The organism is Clavibacter michiganensis (assembly GCF_016907085.1).
GTDB classification, from domain to species: Bacteria; Actinomycetota; Actinomycetes; order Actinomycetales; family Microbacteriaceae; genus Clavibacter; species Clavibacter michiganensis_O.
The window spans coordinates 923,869-936,794 of record NZ_JAFBBJ010000001.1 but is presented as its reverse complement, the minus strand read 5'-3'; the positions used below and the strand labels follow the sequence as shown (position 1 = coordinate 936,794).

Sequence of the window (12,926 nt, the reverse complement as noted above, 5' to 3'; positions counted from 1 at the left end):
GGTCGGGCTCGGCGGGAGATCCGCAAGAGGATCCGCCCGTCGCGAGAGCGGGGCCCCCACCGGGAGGGACGACGCCGAGGGAACCGCTTCCCCCCGGCAGCAGCAGTGTGACGTCCACCACGCTACCCGCGGTCGGGCGTGCTGTGGCGCTCGGGAGGGTGACCGACGTGCATCGGCGTGCCCTGATCGGTCGAGGGTCAGGCCGGGGCGTTCCGCTCGCGCCGGCGCAGCACGTGGATCATCACGTCGATCGTGACGCCCTGCCGGATGGCGCCGGCCGCTGTCGCGTCGACGGGGGAGGGCAGCTCGAGGGCGTCCTGGCCGGGCGGATGGTGGGCGGACGGACCCATGCCCAGCAGCAGGTCGACGTCCTCATCGGACAAGCGCAGGACGCGCTGCACGCGCGTCTCCGACACGGCCTCGAAGAGGGCATCGGCGGCCCCGAGGATGCGCTCCCGCTTGTCCTCCTGGACGCCCACGGCGCGACCCTCGTCCCGGAGCTCCGCCAGGTGATGCGGCCCAGCGGCGACGATGGCCACATGCCCGCCCGGACTGAGCGCACGGTGGAACTCGGGCAGGTTGCGCGGCGCGAACACGTCGAGGATCACGTCGGCCACGCCGTCGCGCAGGGGGAGGGCCGCCCAGGTGTCGGCGACCAGTCCGTCCACGTCGTGCCTGCTGCGCACCGCGATCGCGACGGCCGCGGGGGAGAGGTCGGCCGCCAGGCCGGTCGCACCGGGGAACCGGTCGAGGACACCGTGCAGATAGTGCCCCGTCCCGCATCCGGCGTCGAGGATGCGGAGCCCGCCGGCCGACGCCAGCGCCGAGCTCGCCGCGGAATCGTCCTGACGGCTCATGGCCGCCGTGAGCGCACGGATCAGCGCGTCGACCAGCGGCGCGTAGTGGCCGCGCTCGAGGAAGCCGCTCCGGGCCGCGAGCATTCCGGACGAGTCGCCGGTGACACGGGTGCCCGGCGCGAGCAGGGAGGCGTAGCCCCGCTTGTTGACGTCGACGGCGTGGCCGCGGTCGCAGCGGAGGACGAGCGGTGGCACGGCGTGGAGGCCCTCGCCGCAGGTCGGGCAGCGGAGCCACGATGCGAGCCGGACGAGATCCACGGGTGCTCCTCGAAGGTGGTGACGGATGCGGCGGGCGGACGCACGAGAGCCGGTCCAGCGTGTCGCCGGACCGGCTCTCGGTCATCGTCCGCCGTGAGCGGGGACGGGGTGGTGCCTAGTGGTGGTCGCCGTGGCTGCGCTCGACGTCCTTCGTGGTGACCGGGGAGATCCGGTCCTCGAAGAACCACTTCGACAGCGCCGCGCGGGCCCGCTGGTTGACCGTGATGCGTCCACGGCTGTCCGGGCGGATCATGAGCGGCTTGTAGTCGTCGAAGCTGACCAGGCACCAGCGCTCGTACTCGTCGAGCTGCTCGTGCACCTCGATGAACTCGCCGCCGGGCAGCTTCACGATGCGGCCCGACTCGACGCCGTGGAGGGCGATCTCGCGGTCCTTCTTCATGAGCGCCAGGCAGATGCGCTTCGCCACCTGGTAGGCGATGACCGGTCCGAGGATCAGCAGCGCCTGCAGCGTGTGGATGACGCCCTCCATCGACACCTTGAAGTGCGTGGCGATGAGGTCGGAGCTCGCGGCGGACCAGAGGACCGCGTAGAACGTGACGCCGGCGGCGCCGATCGCGGTGCGCGTCGGGGCGTTGCGCGGGCGGTCGAGGATGTGGTGCTCGCGCTTGTCGCCCGTGATCCACGCCTCGATGAAGGGGTAGAGCGCGACGAGCACGATGAACAAGCCCAGGACCGTGATCGGCAGGATGATGTTGAACGAGAACGTGTGGTCGAACAGCACGAACTCGAGTCCCGGCGGCACGAGACGCAGCGCGCCGTCCGCGAAGCCGATGTACCAGTCGGGCTGGGTGCCGGCCGACACGGGCGAGGGGTCGTAGGGGCCGTAGTTCCAGATCGGGTTGATCGTGAAGAACGACGCCATCACGACGATCACGCCGAAGACGACGAAGAAGAACCCGCCCGCCTTCGCCGCGAAGGTGGGGAGCACCGGGACGCCGACCACGTTCTCGTTCGTGCGGCCGGGGCCGGCGAACTGGGTGTGCTTGTGCACGACCACGAACAGGAGGTGGAGCGCCAGGAACGCCACGAGGATCGCCGGCAGCAGCAGGATGTGCAGCGTGTAGAGCCTCGGGATGATGTGCGTGCCCGGGAACTCGCCGCCGAAGAGCAGGAACGAGATCCACGTGCCGATGACCGGGATGCCCTTGACCATGCCGTCGATGATCCGCAGGCCGTTGCCGGAGAGCAGGTCGTCGGGGAGCGAGTAGCCCGTGAAGCCCTCGGCCATCGCGAGGATGAAGAGCACGAAGCCGATGAACCAGTTGAGCTCGCGTGGCTTGCGGAACGCACCCGTGAAGTAGATGCGCAGCATGTGCAGGCCGATGGACGCCACGAACAGCAGCGCCGCCCAGTGGTGGATCTGCCGCATGAGCAGTCCGCCGCGGATGTCGAACGAGATGTCGAGCGACGACGACATCGCGACCGACATCTCGACGCCCTTGAGAGGCGCGTACGAGCCGGCGTAGTGCGTCTCCGCCATCGACGGGTTGAAGAAGAAGGTCAGCCATGTGCCCGTGAGCAGGATGACGACGAAGCTGTAGAGCGCCACTTCGCCGAGCATGAAGGACCAGTGGTCGGGGAAGATCTTCCGCCCGAACTCCTTGACGGCGACGCTGACGCTGGTGCGCTCGTCGAGGTAGGTGGCGGCGGCGGCGGTGAGGCCGCCTCCGCTCTTGGCGGCGGGCGCGGCAGCACCCGTCGTGGTCGGATCAGCTGTTGTAGTCACCACGACGCTCCCAGAAACTCGCCCCTACGGGCTCGGTGAAATCACTCTGTGCAATGAGGTAGCCCTCGTCGTTGACGGCGATGGGCAGCTGCGGCAGGGGCCGCTTGGCCGGTCCGAAGATGACCTCGCAGTGGTTGGTCACGTCGAACTGGGACTGGTGGCAGGGGCAGAGCAGGTGGTGGGTCTGCTGCTCGTAGAGCGCCACCGGGCAACCCACGTGCGTGCAGACCTTGGAGTAGGCGACGATGCCGTCGTAGGACCAGCCCTTGCGTTCCGGCGACTCGACGAGGTCCTCGGGGCGGAGGCGCATGAGCAGCACCGCGGCCTTGGCCTTCTCCTCGAGCTTGCCCTCCTCGAGCTCCATGAGGGAGGCCGGGATGACGTGGAACGCGGAGCCGATCGTGACGTCCGATGCCTTGATGGGGGTGCCGGAGGGATCGCGGGTCAGGACCTCGCCCTTCTTCCACAGCGTGTGGCTGAGGGCGGAGGCGGGCTCCTCGGCGCTGCCCGGGTACAGGTCGCGGAACAGGATCACGGCCGGGAGCGGGAAGGCCACGAGGGCGCCGATGAGGCTGTTGCGGATGAGCGAGCGGCGGCCGAAGCCGGACTCCTCGTTCGCCTGCGCGAAGATCTCGACGGCGCGGGCCTGCGTGGCGGGTGAGCCGCCCTGCGGGTGGCGCTCGTCGATCAGCTCGTGGTCGCTCATGAGCGCCTTGGACCAGTGGATGGCGCCGATGCCCAGGCTGAGGAGGGCCAGCGCGATGCCGACGCCGAGGAACAGGTTGTTCAGGCGCACGCTCCCCGGGTCGTCCGCGTAGATCGGGAAGCCGAAGTAGGCGCCGATCGCGAAGACGCTGCCCACGATGGACAGGTAGAACCAGGTGTAGACGACGCGCTCGGCCGTCTTCGCCTTCTTCGGGTCCTTGTCGGTGACGCGGAGGCGGTGCTCCGGGAAGCCGGGGTTCTGGAACGCGTCGCGCGTGGCGACGGCGGTGCCGCCGGCGAGCACGACGTCACGGCCTGCCGGCTCGAGCTCGCCGGCGTCGTAGCCCGCGGGGACGACGCCCGACTCGTCCTTATCGTCGTGTGCCATGTGCGTGCCTCTCCTGTGTTCTGGTGCGGGTCATCGATGCGGGCGTCAGTTGGACCGGGCCGTGAGCCACACGGTCAGGGCGACGATGCCGCCGAGGCCGAAGATCCACATGAAGAGCCCCTCGGAGACCGGGCCGAGCCCGCCGAGGTTCGCGCCGCCGACCGTGCTGTTCTCCTCGATGTACTGCAGCGACGTGATGATGTCGCGCTTGTCCTCGGGGGAGATGTTGGTGTCGTTGAAGACCGGCATGTTCTGCGGGCCCGTGACCATGGCCTCGTAGATGTGGACCGGGGCGACGCCCTCGAGGCTGGGCGCGAACTTGCCCTCCGTGAGGGCGCCTCCCGCCGCGGCGACGTTGTGGCACATGGCGCAGTTGATGCGGAAGAGCTCGGCGCCGTTGGCGGCGTCGCCCTTCCCGTCGAGGTACTGGCCGTCCGGGATGGCCGGGCCGGGCGCGAGGGAGGCGACGTAGGCCGCGAGCTGCTTCACCTGCGTGTCGGTGAACTGCGTGGGCTTCTCGGGCGCCTGGACCGTGGTGCCCTGCAGCGGCATGCGGCCCGTGCCGACCTGGAAGTCGACGGAGGCCGCGCCGACGCCGATGAGGCTCGGGGCCACGCCGGTGCCGGTCGCGTCCATGCCGTGGCACGTGGCGCAGTTGGAGCCGAAGAGCTTCTGGCCCTCGTCGATGGTCTGCGCCGACTTGAGGTCGACCTCGGCCGACGCGGTGCCCGACTGGATCATCGCGTAGGCGCCGCCCGTGGTGAGCAGGCCGATGGCGAGCAGGGCGATGGTGGTCAGGGGGCTGCGGCGACCGGTTCGACGGGCGCGTGCTGTCTTGGTGCTCATGCTGTGGTTGATGCTCCCGCTCGGTGCTATTTGAGGACGTAGATGACCAGGAAGAGCCCGATCCAGACGACGTCGACGAAGTGCCAGTAGTAGGACACGACGATGGCGCTCGTCGCCTCCCTGTGCCCCATCGACCGGACGGCGAAGATGCGCCCGATGACGAGGAGGAAGGCGATGAGTCCGCCGGTGACGTGCAGGCCGTGGAAGCCCGTGGTCATGTAGAACGCCGAGCCGTAGGCATTGCTGCTGAGCGTGATGCCCTCCGTGACGAGGGTGGCGTACTCGAAGATCTGACCCACGACGAAGATCGCGCCAAGGGCGTAGGTGAGGAAGAACCACTCGACGGTGCCCCACTGGCTGGGCTTCCAGCCGGTGGCCCGCGCCTGCAGGCGCTCGGCCGCGAACACGCCGAACTGGCAGGTGAACGAGCTCGACACGAGGATGAGCGTGTTCACGAGGGAGAAGGGCACGTTGAGGCGTCCCGCCTCGAACTCCCACAGGGCGCCGGACGTCGAGCGCAGGGTGAAGTAGATCGCGAAGAGACCCGCGAAGAACATCACCTCGCTGCCGAGCCACACGATGGTGCCGACGGCGACCGTGTTCGGCCGGTTCACCACCGGCGCGGTCGATACAGGGGAGATTGAGGTGGTCGTCACAGGTTCCATTATGACCTAGCCCGGCGACACCGGACGCCCACCCGGCCGCCCGTGAGATCCGATCCAGCCGCTCGTTAGGCTGATCGCCATGCCCTCCGCCCCGACCTGGCCCGCGCTCATCACCACGCTCATCGAGGGGCGCCACCTGTCGGTGTCCGAGTCCACGTGGGCCATGCGCCAGGTGATGCGCGGGGAGGCCACTCCCGCGCAGCTGGGCGGCCTCCTGGTCGCGCTGCGGGCCTCGGGCGAGACCGTCGACGAGATCGTCGGCTTCCGCGACGCCGTCCTCGAGGAGGCCCTGCCACTCGACGCCGATCCGCGTGCGCTCGACATCGTGGGCACGGGAGGCGACCCTTACGGCGCCGTCCTCAACATCTCGTCCGTGGCCTCGGTCATCGCCGCCGCCGCGGGCGTCCCCGTGATCAAGCACGGGAACCGCGGGGCGAGTTCCGCCTCGGGCGCGTCCGACGTGCTGACGGCCCTCGGGGTCGACCTCACCATCACGCCCGAGCGCGTCGCGGAGGTGCTGCGCGAGACCGGCATCACGTACGCGCACGCCGCCCTCTTCCACCCGGGCTTCCGCCATGCCGCGGCCACCCGGCGCGAGCTCGGCATCTCGACGCTGTTCAACGTGCTCGGGCCGCTCTGCAACCCGGCGCGCCCCGAGGCGTCCGCGGTGGGCGTCGCCGACCTCTCGCGCGTCCCGCTCATGGTGGGCGTCTTCCGGACCCGCGGCGCCACCGCGCTCGTCTACCGCGGCGACGACGGGATCGACAAGCTGACGACCACCGGGCACAGCCACATCTGGGAGGTCAGCCGGGGCGCGGTCACCGAGCACGACCTCGACCCGCTCGAGCTCGGGATCCCCCGAGCTCCCATCGAGGCGCTCCTCGGCGAGGGGGTGGAGGAGAACGCGGGGGTGATCCGCCGCGTCCTCGCCGGAGAGCCCGGTCCGCAGCGCGACGTGGTGCTGCTGAACGCGGCGGCCGGCCTCGAGGCCTTCGACCTGATGGGGGATCCGACGCGCGTGCAGCAGCCGATGGCGCGCCGGCTGCGCGAGAAGGTCGCGGTCGCCGCCGACGCGGTGGACTCCGGCCGCGCCGCCGCGAAGCTCGAGGAGTGGGCGGCCGCGACGCGCGCCTGATCGGCATCGCCGCGGACGATGTCCGCCGTGCGGCGGATGATGGACGCATGTGCGGGAGATTCGTGGTGGCGCGGGCGACGGGCGACCTCGTCGGGGACTGGGCGGTCGACGACGTCGAGGGCGACGACCCGGCACCGTCCTGGAACGTCGCCCCGACCACCACGGTCCGCATGGTCGCCGACCGGCATCCGCGCGACGACGCGGGCGGCGACGTCCGCCGCGTCGTGACCGGCGCCCGGTGGGGGATCGTCCCGCCGTGGGCGAAGGCCGTGCAGGGGGCGCCGCTCATCAACGCGCGCGTCGAGACGGTCACGGAGAAGCCGACGTTCCGCAGGGCGGTTCTGACGCGACGGGCCGTCGTCCCGGCGGACGGGTACTACGAGTGGCAGGCCACCGCGTCGGGCAAGCAGCCCGTGTACCTGCACGGCGAGGACGAGCGCCCGCTGGCGTTCGCCGCCGTGTACGAGCACTGGCGGGACCCGGCCGTCCCGGACGGGGAGCCCGGCGCGTGGCTGCGGAGCCTCGCGATCATCACGTCCGCCGCGAGCGACGCGCTCGGGCACATCCACGACCGCACGCCCGTGATCGTGCCGCGCGACCGCCTCGACGACTGGCTCGACGCGGGCACGACCGCCGTCGACGACGTGCGGCACCTGCTGGGCTCCCTGCCCGAACCCCGCCTCGTGCCGCGCCTCGTGTCGACGCGCGTCAACAGCGTGCGGAACGACGGGCCGGACCTCGTGGCGCCCGTCGACGATGCACCCGCGGACGACGGTCAGCCGACGCTCATCTGACCTGCCGGGTGGTCGCCGGGAGACGCCGCGCGCCCCGCCAGCGATGCTGACGGGGCGCGCGGATCGTACCGGTGCGGTCTACTGCACGTCGTCGTCGACCCAGTCGAAGGTCTTCGTGACGGCCTTCTTCCAGAGACGCAGCTGGCGCTCGCGCTCGGCGTCGTCCATGTCCGGCGTCCAGCGGCTGTCCTCCTGCCAGTTCTGGCGCAGGTCGTCGAGGTCCTTCCAGAACCCGACGGCGAGGCCCGCGGCGTACGCGGCGCCGAGCGCGGTGGTCTCCGCGACGACGGGGCGGACGACGGGCACGCCGAGGATGTCGGCCTGGAACTGCATGAGCAGGTTGTTGGCGATCATCCCGCCGTCGACCTTGAGCTCGGTGAGGTCGACGCCCGAGTCGGCGTTGACGGCATCCAGCACCTCGCGCGTCTGGAAGGCCGTGGCCTCCAGCGCCGCGCGGGCGATGTGGCCCTTGTTGACGAAGCGCGTGAGTCCCACGAGCGCGCCGCGGGCGTCCGAGCGCCAGTACGGCGCGAACAGGCCGGAGAACGCGGGGACGAAGTACACGCCGCCGTTGTCCTCGACCGTGGCCGCCAGGGTCTCGATCTCCGCGGCGCTCGACACGAGGCCGAGGTTGTCGCGCATCCACTGCACGAGCGAGCCCGTGACCGCGATGGATCCCTCGAGCGCGTAGTGCGGCTCCGCGTCGCCCAGCTTGTAGCCGAGCGTCGTGAGGAGGCCGTTCTGCGAGTGGATGATGTCGGTGCCGGTGTTGAAGATCAGGAAGTTGCCGGTGCCGTACGTGTTCTTCGACTCGCCCTGGTCGAACGCGGCCTGCCCGAACGTGGCGGCCTGCTGGTCGCCGAGGATGCCCGCGATGGGCACCTCACGCAGGAGGCTGGACGACTCGACGACGCCGTAGACCTCGGAGGAGCTCTTGATCTCGGGGAGCATCGAGCGCGGCACGTCGAACGCCTTCAGGATCTCGTCGTCCCACTGGAGGGTCTCGAGGTCCATGAAGAGGGTGCGGGACGCGTTGGTCACGTCGGTGACGTGGACGCCGCCGTCGGTGCCGCCGGTGAGGTTCCAGAGGACCCACGTGTCGGTCGTGCCGAACATGAGGTCGCCGGCCTCGGCCTTCTCGCGGGCGCCGTCGACGTTCTCGAGGATCCAGACGATCTTCGTGCCCGAGAAGTAGGTGGCGAGCGGGAGCCCGACGGTGGGCTTGAAGCGCTCGACGCCGCCGTCGGCCGCGAGGCGGTCGACGATCTTCTGCGTGCGGGTGTCCTGCCAGACGATGGCGTTGTAGACCGGCTTGCCCGTGGTGCGGTCCCACACGACGGCGGTCTCGCGCTGGTTGGTGATGCCCACGGCCTCGACGTCGTGGCGCGTGATGTCGGCCTTGGACAGCGCCTGGCCGATGACCTCGCGCGTGTTGCGCCAGATCTCCATCGGGTCGTGCTCGACCCAGCCGGCCCGGGGGAAGATCTGCTCGTGCTCGAGCTGGCCGGTGGACACGATGGATCCGCTGTGGTCGAAGACGATGGCACGCGTGCTGGTGGTGCCCTGGTCGATGGCGACGATGTACTTCTCGCTCATGTGGTCTCTCCTATGAGGTTCGGGGTTCTAGAGGATGGGGAGCAGCGCGTAGGACGCGAGGCCGGCGAGGACGCCGCCGATGGCGGGGCCGACGACGGGCACCCAGGCGTAGGACCAGTCGCTCGAGCCCTTGCCCTTGATGGGGAGGATCGCGTGCGCGATGCGGGGTCCGAGGTCACGGGCCGGGTTGATGGCGTAGCCGGTCGGTCCGCCGAGGGAGGCGCCGATGCCGACCACGAGGAGGGCGACGGGGACCGCGCCGAGGGCCGAGAGGCCGGCGGGGGTGGCCGCGTCCGCGTCGGGGTTGTTCGCGAGGCTGAAGCCGAGGATCACGATCACGAGCACGAAGGTGCCGATGATCTCGGTGACGAGGTTCCACGCGTAGTTGCGGATGGAGGGGCCGGTCGAGAACACGCCGAGCTTGGTGGCCGCGTCGGGCTCCTCGTCGAAGTGCTGCTTGTAGGCGAGCCAGCAGAAGACGGCGCCGATGATCGCGCCGACCATCTGGGCGAGGATGTACACGGGGACGCTGGCGACGTCGTCGATCTTGCCGGCGGCGAGGAGGCCGAGCGTGACGGCCGGGTTCAGGTGCGCGCCGGACGCGTAGGAGACGGTGACGCCGGCGAAGACCGCGAGGCCCCAGCCGAAGTTGACCATCAGGGTGCCGCCGGCGAGCCCCTTCGACTTGATGAGCGCGACGTTCGCCACGACTCCGCATCCGAGGAGGACGAGGAGGGCGGTGCCCACCGTCTCCGACAGGAATATGACTCCAAGATCCACTGCGTGGTGCTCCGATCGTTCGTCGAGGCGCGGGGGCGACCTCTTCCGCATCATCGCGGTGGCTCCAATCTAGTGCCGGTGGCGCGACCCTCCCTGTCGCGGCTAGCCGCTCGGCGACGCGGATCCCTGCCCCTGAGGGAGGGTCGGCGGGGCTGTCGGAGCTCCTCCTGCCGGGCGTATGTTGGCGACACACCCGAGTCGCCGCCGACCGAGTCCCGTCCTCGATCCGGCTCGGATGCGCGGCGGCCGTCCGGCCGCCCGGGACCCGCGAGGAGCCGGCAGTGAAGAAGCTGATCAACGATCCGAGGGCGGTGGCCGACGAGGCCGTCGCGGGCTTCGCCGCCGCCCATCCCGACCTGGTCGCCCTGAGCGTCGATCCGCTCTTCGTCCGTCGTGCGGAGGCCACCCGCCCCGGGCGCGTGGCCCTCGTCAGCGGCGGCGGCAGCGGGCACGAGCCGCTGCACGCCGGGTTCGTGGGGCACGGGATGCTCGACGCGGCCGTGCCCGGACCGGTGTTCACGAGCCCCACCCCGGATCCGGTCGTCGCCGCCACCCTGGCCGTGGATGGCGGGGCGGGCGTGCTGCACATCGTGAAGAACTACACGGGCGACGTCCTCAACTTCGAGACCGCGGCGGAGCTCGCGGAGGCGGAGGGCGTCCGGGTGCGGACGGTGGTGGTCGACGACGACGTCGCCGTCACCGACTCCCTCTACACGGCAGGCCGCCGCGGGGTGGCCGGCACGGTGCTCGTGGAGCGCATAGCGGGTGCGGCGGCGGAGCGCGGGGACGACCTCGACGCCGTGGCCGCGATCGCCGAGCGGGTGGTCGGGCAGGTGCGGAGCATGGGCGTCGCCATCCGCGCGTGCACCGTCCCCCACGCCGGCGAGCCGAGCTTCGCGCTCGAGGACGACGAGATGGAGATCGGCATCGGGATCCACGGGGAGCCCGGCCGCGTCAAGCTGCCGCTCGAGCCCGTGGACGCCATCGTGGAGCGCCTCCTCGACCCCGTGCTCGAGGACCTGGGCGCGCCGGCCGGCAGCCGCGTCCTGCTGCTCGTGAACGGGATGGGCGCGACGCCGCTGTCCGAGCTCTACATCGCCTACCGCCGCGCGGCCGCCGTGCTCGAGGAGGCCGGCCTGACCGTCGCCCGCAGCCTCGTGGGAGACTACGTCACGGCCCTCGACATGGAGGGACTGTCCCTCACGGTGCTCCTGCTCGACGACGAGCTCGTCGACCTGTGGGACTCGCCCGTGCAGACCGCCGCGCTGCGGTGGGGGAGGTAGCTCATGGCACTCGGGACCGACTGGGTCGTCGCCTGGATCACGGAGGCGGCGCGCGTCGTCGCCGACCAGCGCGGTGAGCTCATCACGCTCGACCGCGAGATCGGCGACGGCGACCACGGCGAGAACCTCGACCGCGGCTTCGGCGCCGTCACGGAGAAGCTGGCGGGCCTGGCGTCCGACGCCGCGCCCGCCGACGCGCTGAAGACCGTCGCCACCACGCTGATCTCCACCGTCGGCGGCGCATCCGGCCCGCTGCTCGGGACGGCGTACCTCAAGGCCTCCGCGGCCGTCGCGGGCCGCGCGGACCTCGACGCGTCCGCGATCGCCGACCTCCTCGAGGCGGCGGTGGGCGGCATCGTCCTCCGCGGCAAGGCCGAGCGCGGCGACAAGACGATGGTGGACGCGTGGGGGCCCGCCGCCGAGGCCGCCCGGGCGGCCGCCGGCGCGGGATCCGCACCCGCCGACGCCCTCGAGGCCGCCGCCGACGCCGCCGCGCGCGGGGCGGAGGCGACGGAGCCGCTCGTGGCCCGCAAGGGACGCGCGTCCTACCTGGGCGACCGCGCCATCGGCCACCGCGATCCGGGCGCGCAGTCGTCCGCGCTCATCCTGCGCGCGGCGGCCACCACCGCCCGCGCCGCCGACGGGGCGTCATCGTGAGCGTCGGCCTCGTCCTCGTCTCCCACAGTGCCCTCATCGCGCACGGGCTCGTCGACCTCGCGCGCCAGATGGCGCCGACCGTCGCCCTCGTCCCCGCGGGCGGGTCCGGCGACGGCACGCGCGCCGACGCGGGCATCGGCACGAGCTTCGACGTCGTCTCCGCGGCGCTCGCCGAGGCGGAGGGCGGCGACGGCGTCGTCGTGCTCGCCGACCTCGGATCCGCGTACCTCACGGCCGAGACCGCGGTCGACATGCTCGACGAGGACGCCGCCGCGCGCATCGTCGTGGTGCGCGCGCCGCTGGTGGAGGGCGCGGTCGCCGCCGCGGTGGCCGCCGAGACGGGTGGATCGCGCGAGGACGTGGCCGCGGCCGCCGCCTCGGCCGCGGTCGCCGACTCCGCGGACGACGCCGATGCGGGACTCGCGCCGGATCCGCGCGCCGACGGCACGGGACCCGCTCCCGCATCGGGCACGGGCACCGTCCGCGGCGAGGCCACCCTGGTCAACCGCGACGGTCTGCACGCGCGGCCCGCGGCCGACTTCGTCACGCGCGCATCCGCCTACTCCTCGGCCGTCACCGTGAACGGGCAGAACGCGGCGTCGCTCCTCGGCGTCATGGCCCTGGGCCTGACCCGCGGCGCGCACGTCGTGATCGAGGCCACGGGCGATGACGCCGAGGAGGCGGTCACCGCGCTGGTCGAGCTGATCGAGTCGGGGTTCGGCGAGGCCTGACGAGCGGCTCCCGGCCGCGAGGCGGTCAGAGGGCGTCGAGGTAGACCCAGGATCCCGCCTGCCGGACGAAGCGGCTAGCCTCCCGCTGGCCGCCGCGCTCGCCGCCCTGCCGGAACGCCGCCTCGAATTCGACGACGCCGGTCGCGTCGTCGGGACCTCCGAGAGCGGTGCGGTGGATCGTGAGCCGGAACCAGCGGACGGACGGGTCGAGGTCGATCTCCCCGGGGCGCGTCGACGCGTGCCAGCTGCGCGCGAGGTATGCCGCGTCGCCGCGGGAGTAGGCGGCGAAGCGGGAGCGCATCAGCCGCTCGGCGGTCGGGGCCTCGGCGTCCCCCCGGTGCAGCGGGCCGCAGCACGTGCCGTACGGGTCGCCGCTCGTGCACGGGCACCAGGCGTCGTCGTCGGGTGTCGACCACGGAGCGTCGGGGCAAAGGCGCGTCATCCCCCGAGCCTCCCACGACGGCGGCCGGAGCAGGATGGGAGG

General features: G+C 71.7%; 13 protein-coding genes. 5 read left to right on the top strand and 8 right to left on the bottom strand.

Annotated elements, in window-relative coordinates:
- Positions 1-197: 197 nt before the first annotated feature.
- The 5 genes from JOE38_RS04295 to ctaE form a co-directional block, all read right to left on the bottom strand.
- Complete coding sequence (locus tag JOE38_RS04295; RefSeq protein WP_204575007.1) at positions 198-1,115, bottom strand: methyltransferase domain-containing protein; 918 nt, start codon at positions 1,113-1,115, stop codon at positions 198-200.
- Positions 1,116-1,230: 115 nt separating this feature from the next.
- The gene (gene qcrB, locus JOE38_RS04290; RefSeq protein ID WP_204575006.1) at positions 1,231-2,862 is read right to left on the bottom strand and encodes a cytochrome bc1 complex cytochrome b subunit; all 1,632 of its coding nucleotides are present in this window, start codon (positions 2,860-2,862) and stop codon (positions 1,231-1,233) included.
- Positions 2,846-3,955 carry a cytochrome bc1 complex Rieske iron-sulfur subunit gene (gene qcrA, locus JOE38_RS04285; protein WP_204575005.1) on the bottom strand — a complete coding sequence of 370 codons (1,110 nt, stop codon included), beginning with the start codon at positions 3,953-3,955 and terminating at the stop codon, positions 2,846-2,848. The genes qcrB and qcrA overlap by 17 nt, the downstream gene beginning before the upstream one ends.
- Before the next feature lie 45 nt (positions 3,956-4,000).
- Positions 4,001-4,801, bottom strand: coding sequence for a cytochrome bc1 complex diheme cytochrome c subunit (qcrC, locus tag JOE38_RS04280; RefSeq protein WP_204575004.1), 801 nt, complete (start codon positions 4,799-4,801; stop codon positions 4,001-4,003).
- Positions 4,802-4,827: 26 nt separating this feature from the next.
- The gene (gene ctaE / locus JOE38_RS04275) at positions 4,828-5,466 is read right to left on the bottom strand and encodes an aa3-type cytochrome oxidase subunit III (protein ID WP_079533409.1); all 639 of its coding nucleotides are present in this window, start codon (positions 5,464-5,466) and stop codon (positions 4,828-4,830) included.
- A 79-nt stretch (positions 5,467-5,545) separates the two neighbouring features.
- Here ctaE and trpD point away from each other — a divergent pair, with 79 nt between their 5' ends.
- Positions 5,546-6,601 (top strand): anthranilate phosphoribosyltransferase, encoded by a 1,056-nt coding sequence (gene trpD / locus JOE38_RS04270; RefSeq protein ID WP_204575002.1) that lies wholly within the window; start codon positions 5,546-5,548, stop codon positions 6,599-6,601.
- Between the two features lie 47 nt (positions 6,602-6,648).
- Positions 6,649-7,395, top strand: a complete 747-nt coding sequence (locus JOE38_RS04265) for an SOS response-associated peptidase (RefSeq protein WP_204575001.1) — start codon at positions 6,649-6,651, stop codon at positions 7,393-7,395.
- 78 nt (positions 7,396-7,473) lie between these two features.
- Here JOE38_RS04265 and glpK read toward each other — a convergent pair whose 3' ends face one another.
- Together glpK and JOE38_RS04255 are read right to left on the bottom strand one after the other, a co-directional pair.
- On the bottom strand, positions 7,474-8,991 hold the full coding sequence (gene glpK / locus JOE38_RS04260; protein ID WP_086513256.1) for a glycerol kinase GlpK: 1,518 nt from the start codon (positions 8,989-8,991) through the stop codon (positions 7,474-7,476).
- Between the two features lie 27 nt (positions 8,992-9,018).
- Positions 9,019-9,825, bottom strand: coding sequence for an MIP/aquaporin family protein (locus JOE38_RS04255; RefSeq protein ID WP_204575000.1), 807 nt, complete (start codon positions 9,823-9,825; stop codon positions 9,019-9,021).
- Between the two features lie 227 nt (positions 9,826-10,052).
- Here JOE38_RS04255 and dhaK point away from each other — a divergent pair, with 227 nt between their 5' ends.
- From dhaK to dhaM, 3 genes are read left to right on the top strand one after another with little or no spacing between them, the layout of a single operon-like run.
- On the top strand, positions 10,053-11,054 hold the full coding sequence (gene dhaK / locus JOE38_RS04250) for a dihydroxyacetone kinase subunit DhaK (protein WP_204574998.1): 1,002 nt from the start codon (positions 10,053-10,055) through the stop codon (positions 11,052-11,054).
- A 3-nt stretch (positions 11,055-11,057) separates the two neighbouring features.
- On the top strand, positions 11,058-11,711 hold the full coding sequence (gene dhaL, locus JOE38_RS04245; protein WP_204574997.1) for a dihydroxyacetone kinase subunit DhaL: 654 nt from the start codon (positions 11,058-11,060) through the stop codon (positions 11,709-11,711).
- On the top strand, positions 11,708-12,442 hold the full coding sequence (dhaM, locus tag JOE38_RS04240) for a dihydroxyacetone kinase phosphoryl donor subunit DhaM (RefSeq protein WP_204574995.1): 735 nt from the start codon (positions 11,708-11,710) through the stop codon (positions 12,440-12,442). Before dhaL ends, dhaM begins: the two co-directional genes overlap by 4 nt.
- Positions 12,443-12,467: 25 nt before the next feature.
- Here dhaM and JOE38_RS04235 read toward each other — a convergent pair whose 3' ends face one another.
- Positions 12,468-12,884 carry a YchJ family protein gene (locus JOE38_RS04235; protein ID WP_204574993.1) on the bottom strand — a complete coding sequence of 139 codons (417 nt, stop codon included), beginning with the start codon at positions 12,882-12,884 and terminating at the stop codon, positions 12,468-12,470.
- Positions 12,885-12,926: the final 42 nt, after the last annotated feature.

Bases quoted from the DNA above. Each gene is read 5' to 3' on its own strand.
- qcrA (WP_204575005.1), bottom strand. From the start codon at position 3,955: ATGGCACACGACGATAAGGACGAGTCGGGCGTCGTCCCCGCGGGCTAC.
- qcrC (WP_204575004.1), bottom strand. From the start codon at position 4,801: ATGAGCACCAAGACAGCACGCGCCCGTCGAACCGGTCGCCGCAGCCCC.
- ctaE (WP_079533409.1), bottom strand. From the start codon at position 5,466: ATGGAACCTGTGACGACCACCTCAATCTCCCCTGTATCGACCGCGCCG.
- trpD (WP_204575002.1), top strand. From the start codon at position 5,546: ATGCCCTCCGCCCCGACCTGGCCCGCGCTCATCACCACGCTCATCGAG.
- JOE38_RS04265 (WP_204575001.1), top strand. From the start codon at position 6,649: ATGTGCGGGAGATTCGTGGTGGCGCGGGCGACGGGCGACCTCGTCGGG.
- glpK (WP_086513256.1), bottom strand. From the start codon at position 8,991: ATGAGCGAGAAGTACATCGTCGCCATCGACCAGGGCACCACCAGCACG.
- JOE38_RS04255 (WP_204575000.1), bottom strand. From the start codon at position 9,825: ATGATGCGGAAGAGGTCGCCCCCGCGCCTCGACGAACGATCGGAGCAC.
- dhaL (WP_204574997.1), top strand. From the start codon at position 11,058: ATGGCACTCGGGACCGACTGGGTCGTCGCCTGGATCACGGAGGCGGCG.
- JOE38_RS04235 (WP_204574993.1), bottom strand. From the start codon at position 12,884: ATGACGCGCCTTTGCCCCGACGCTCCGTGGTCGACACCCGACGACGAC.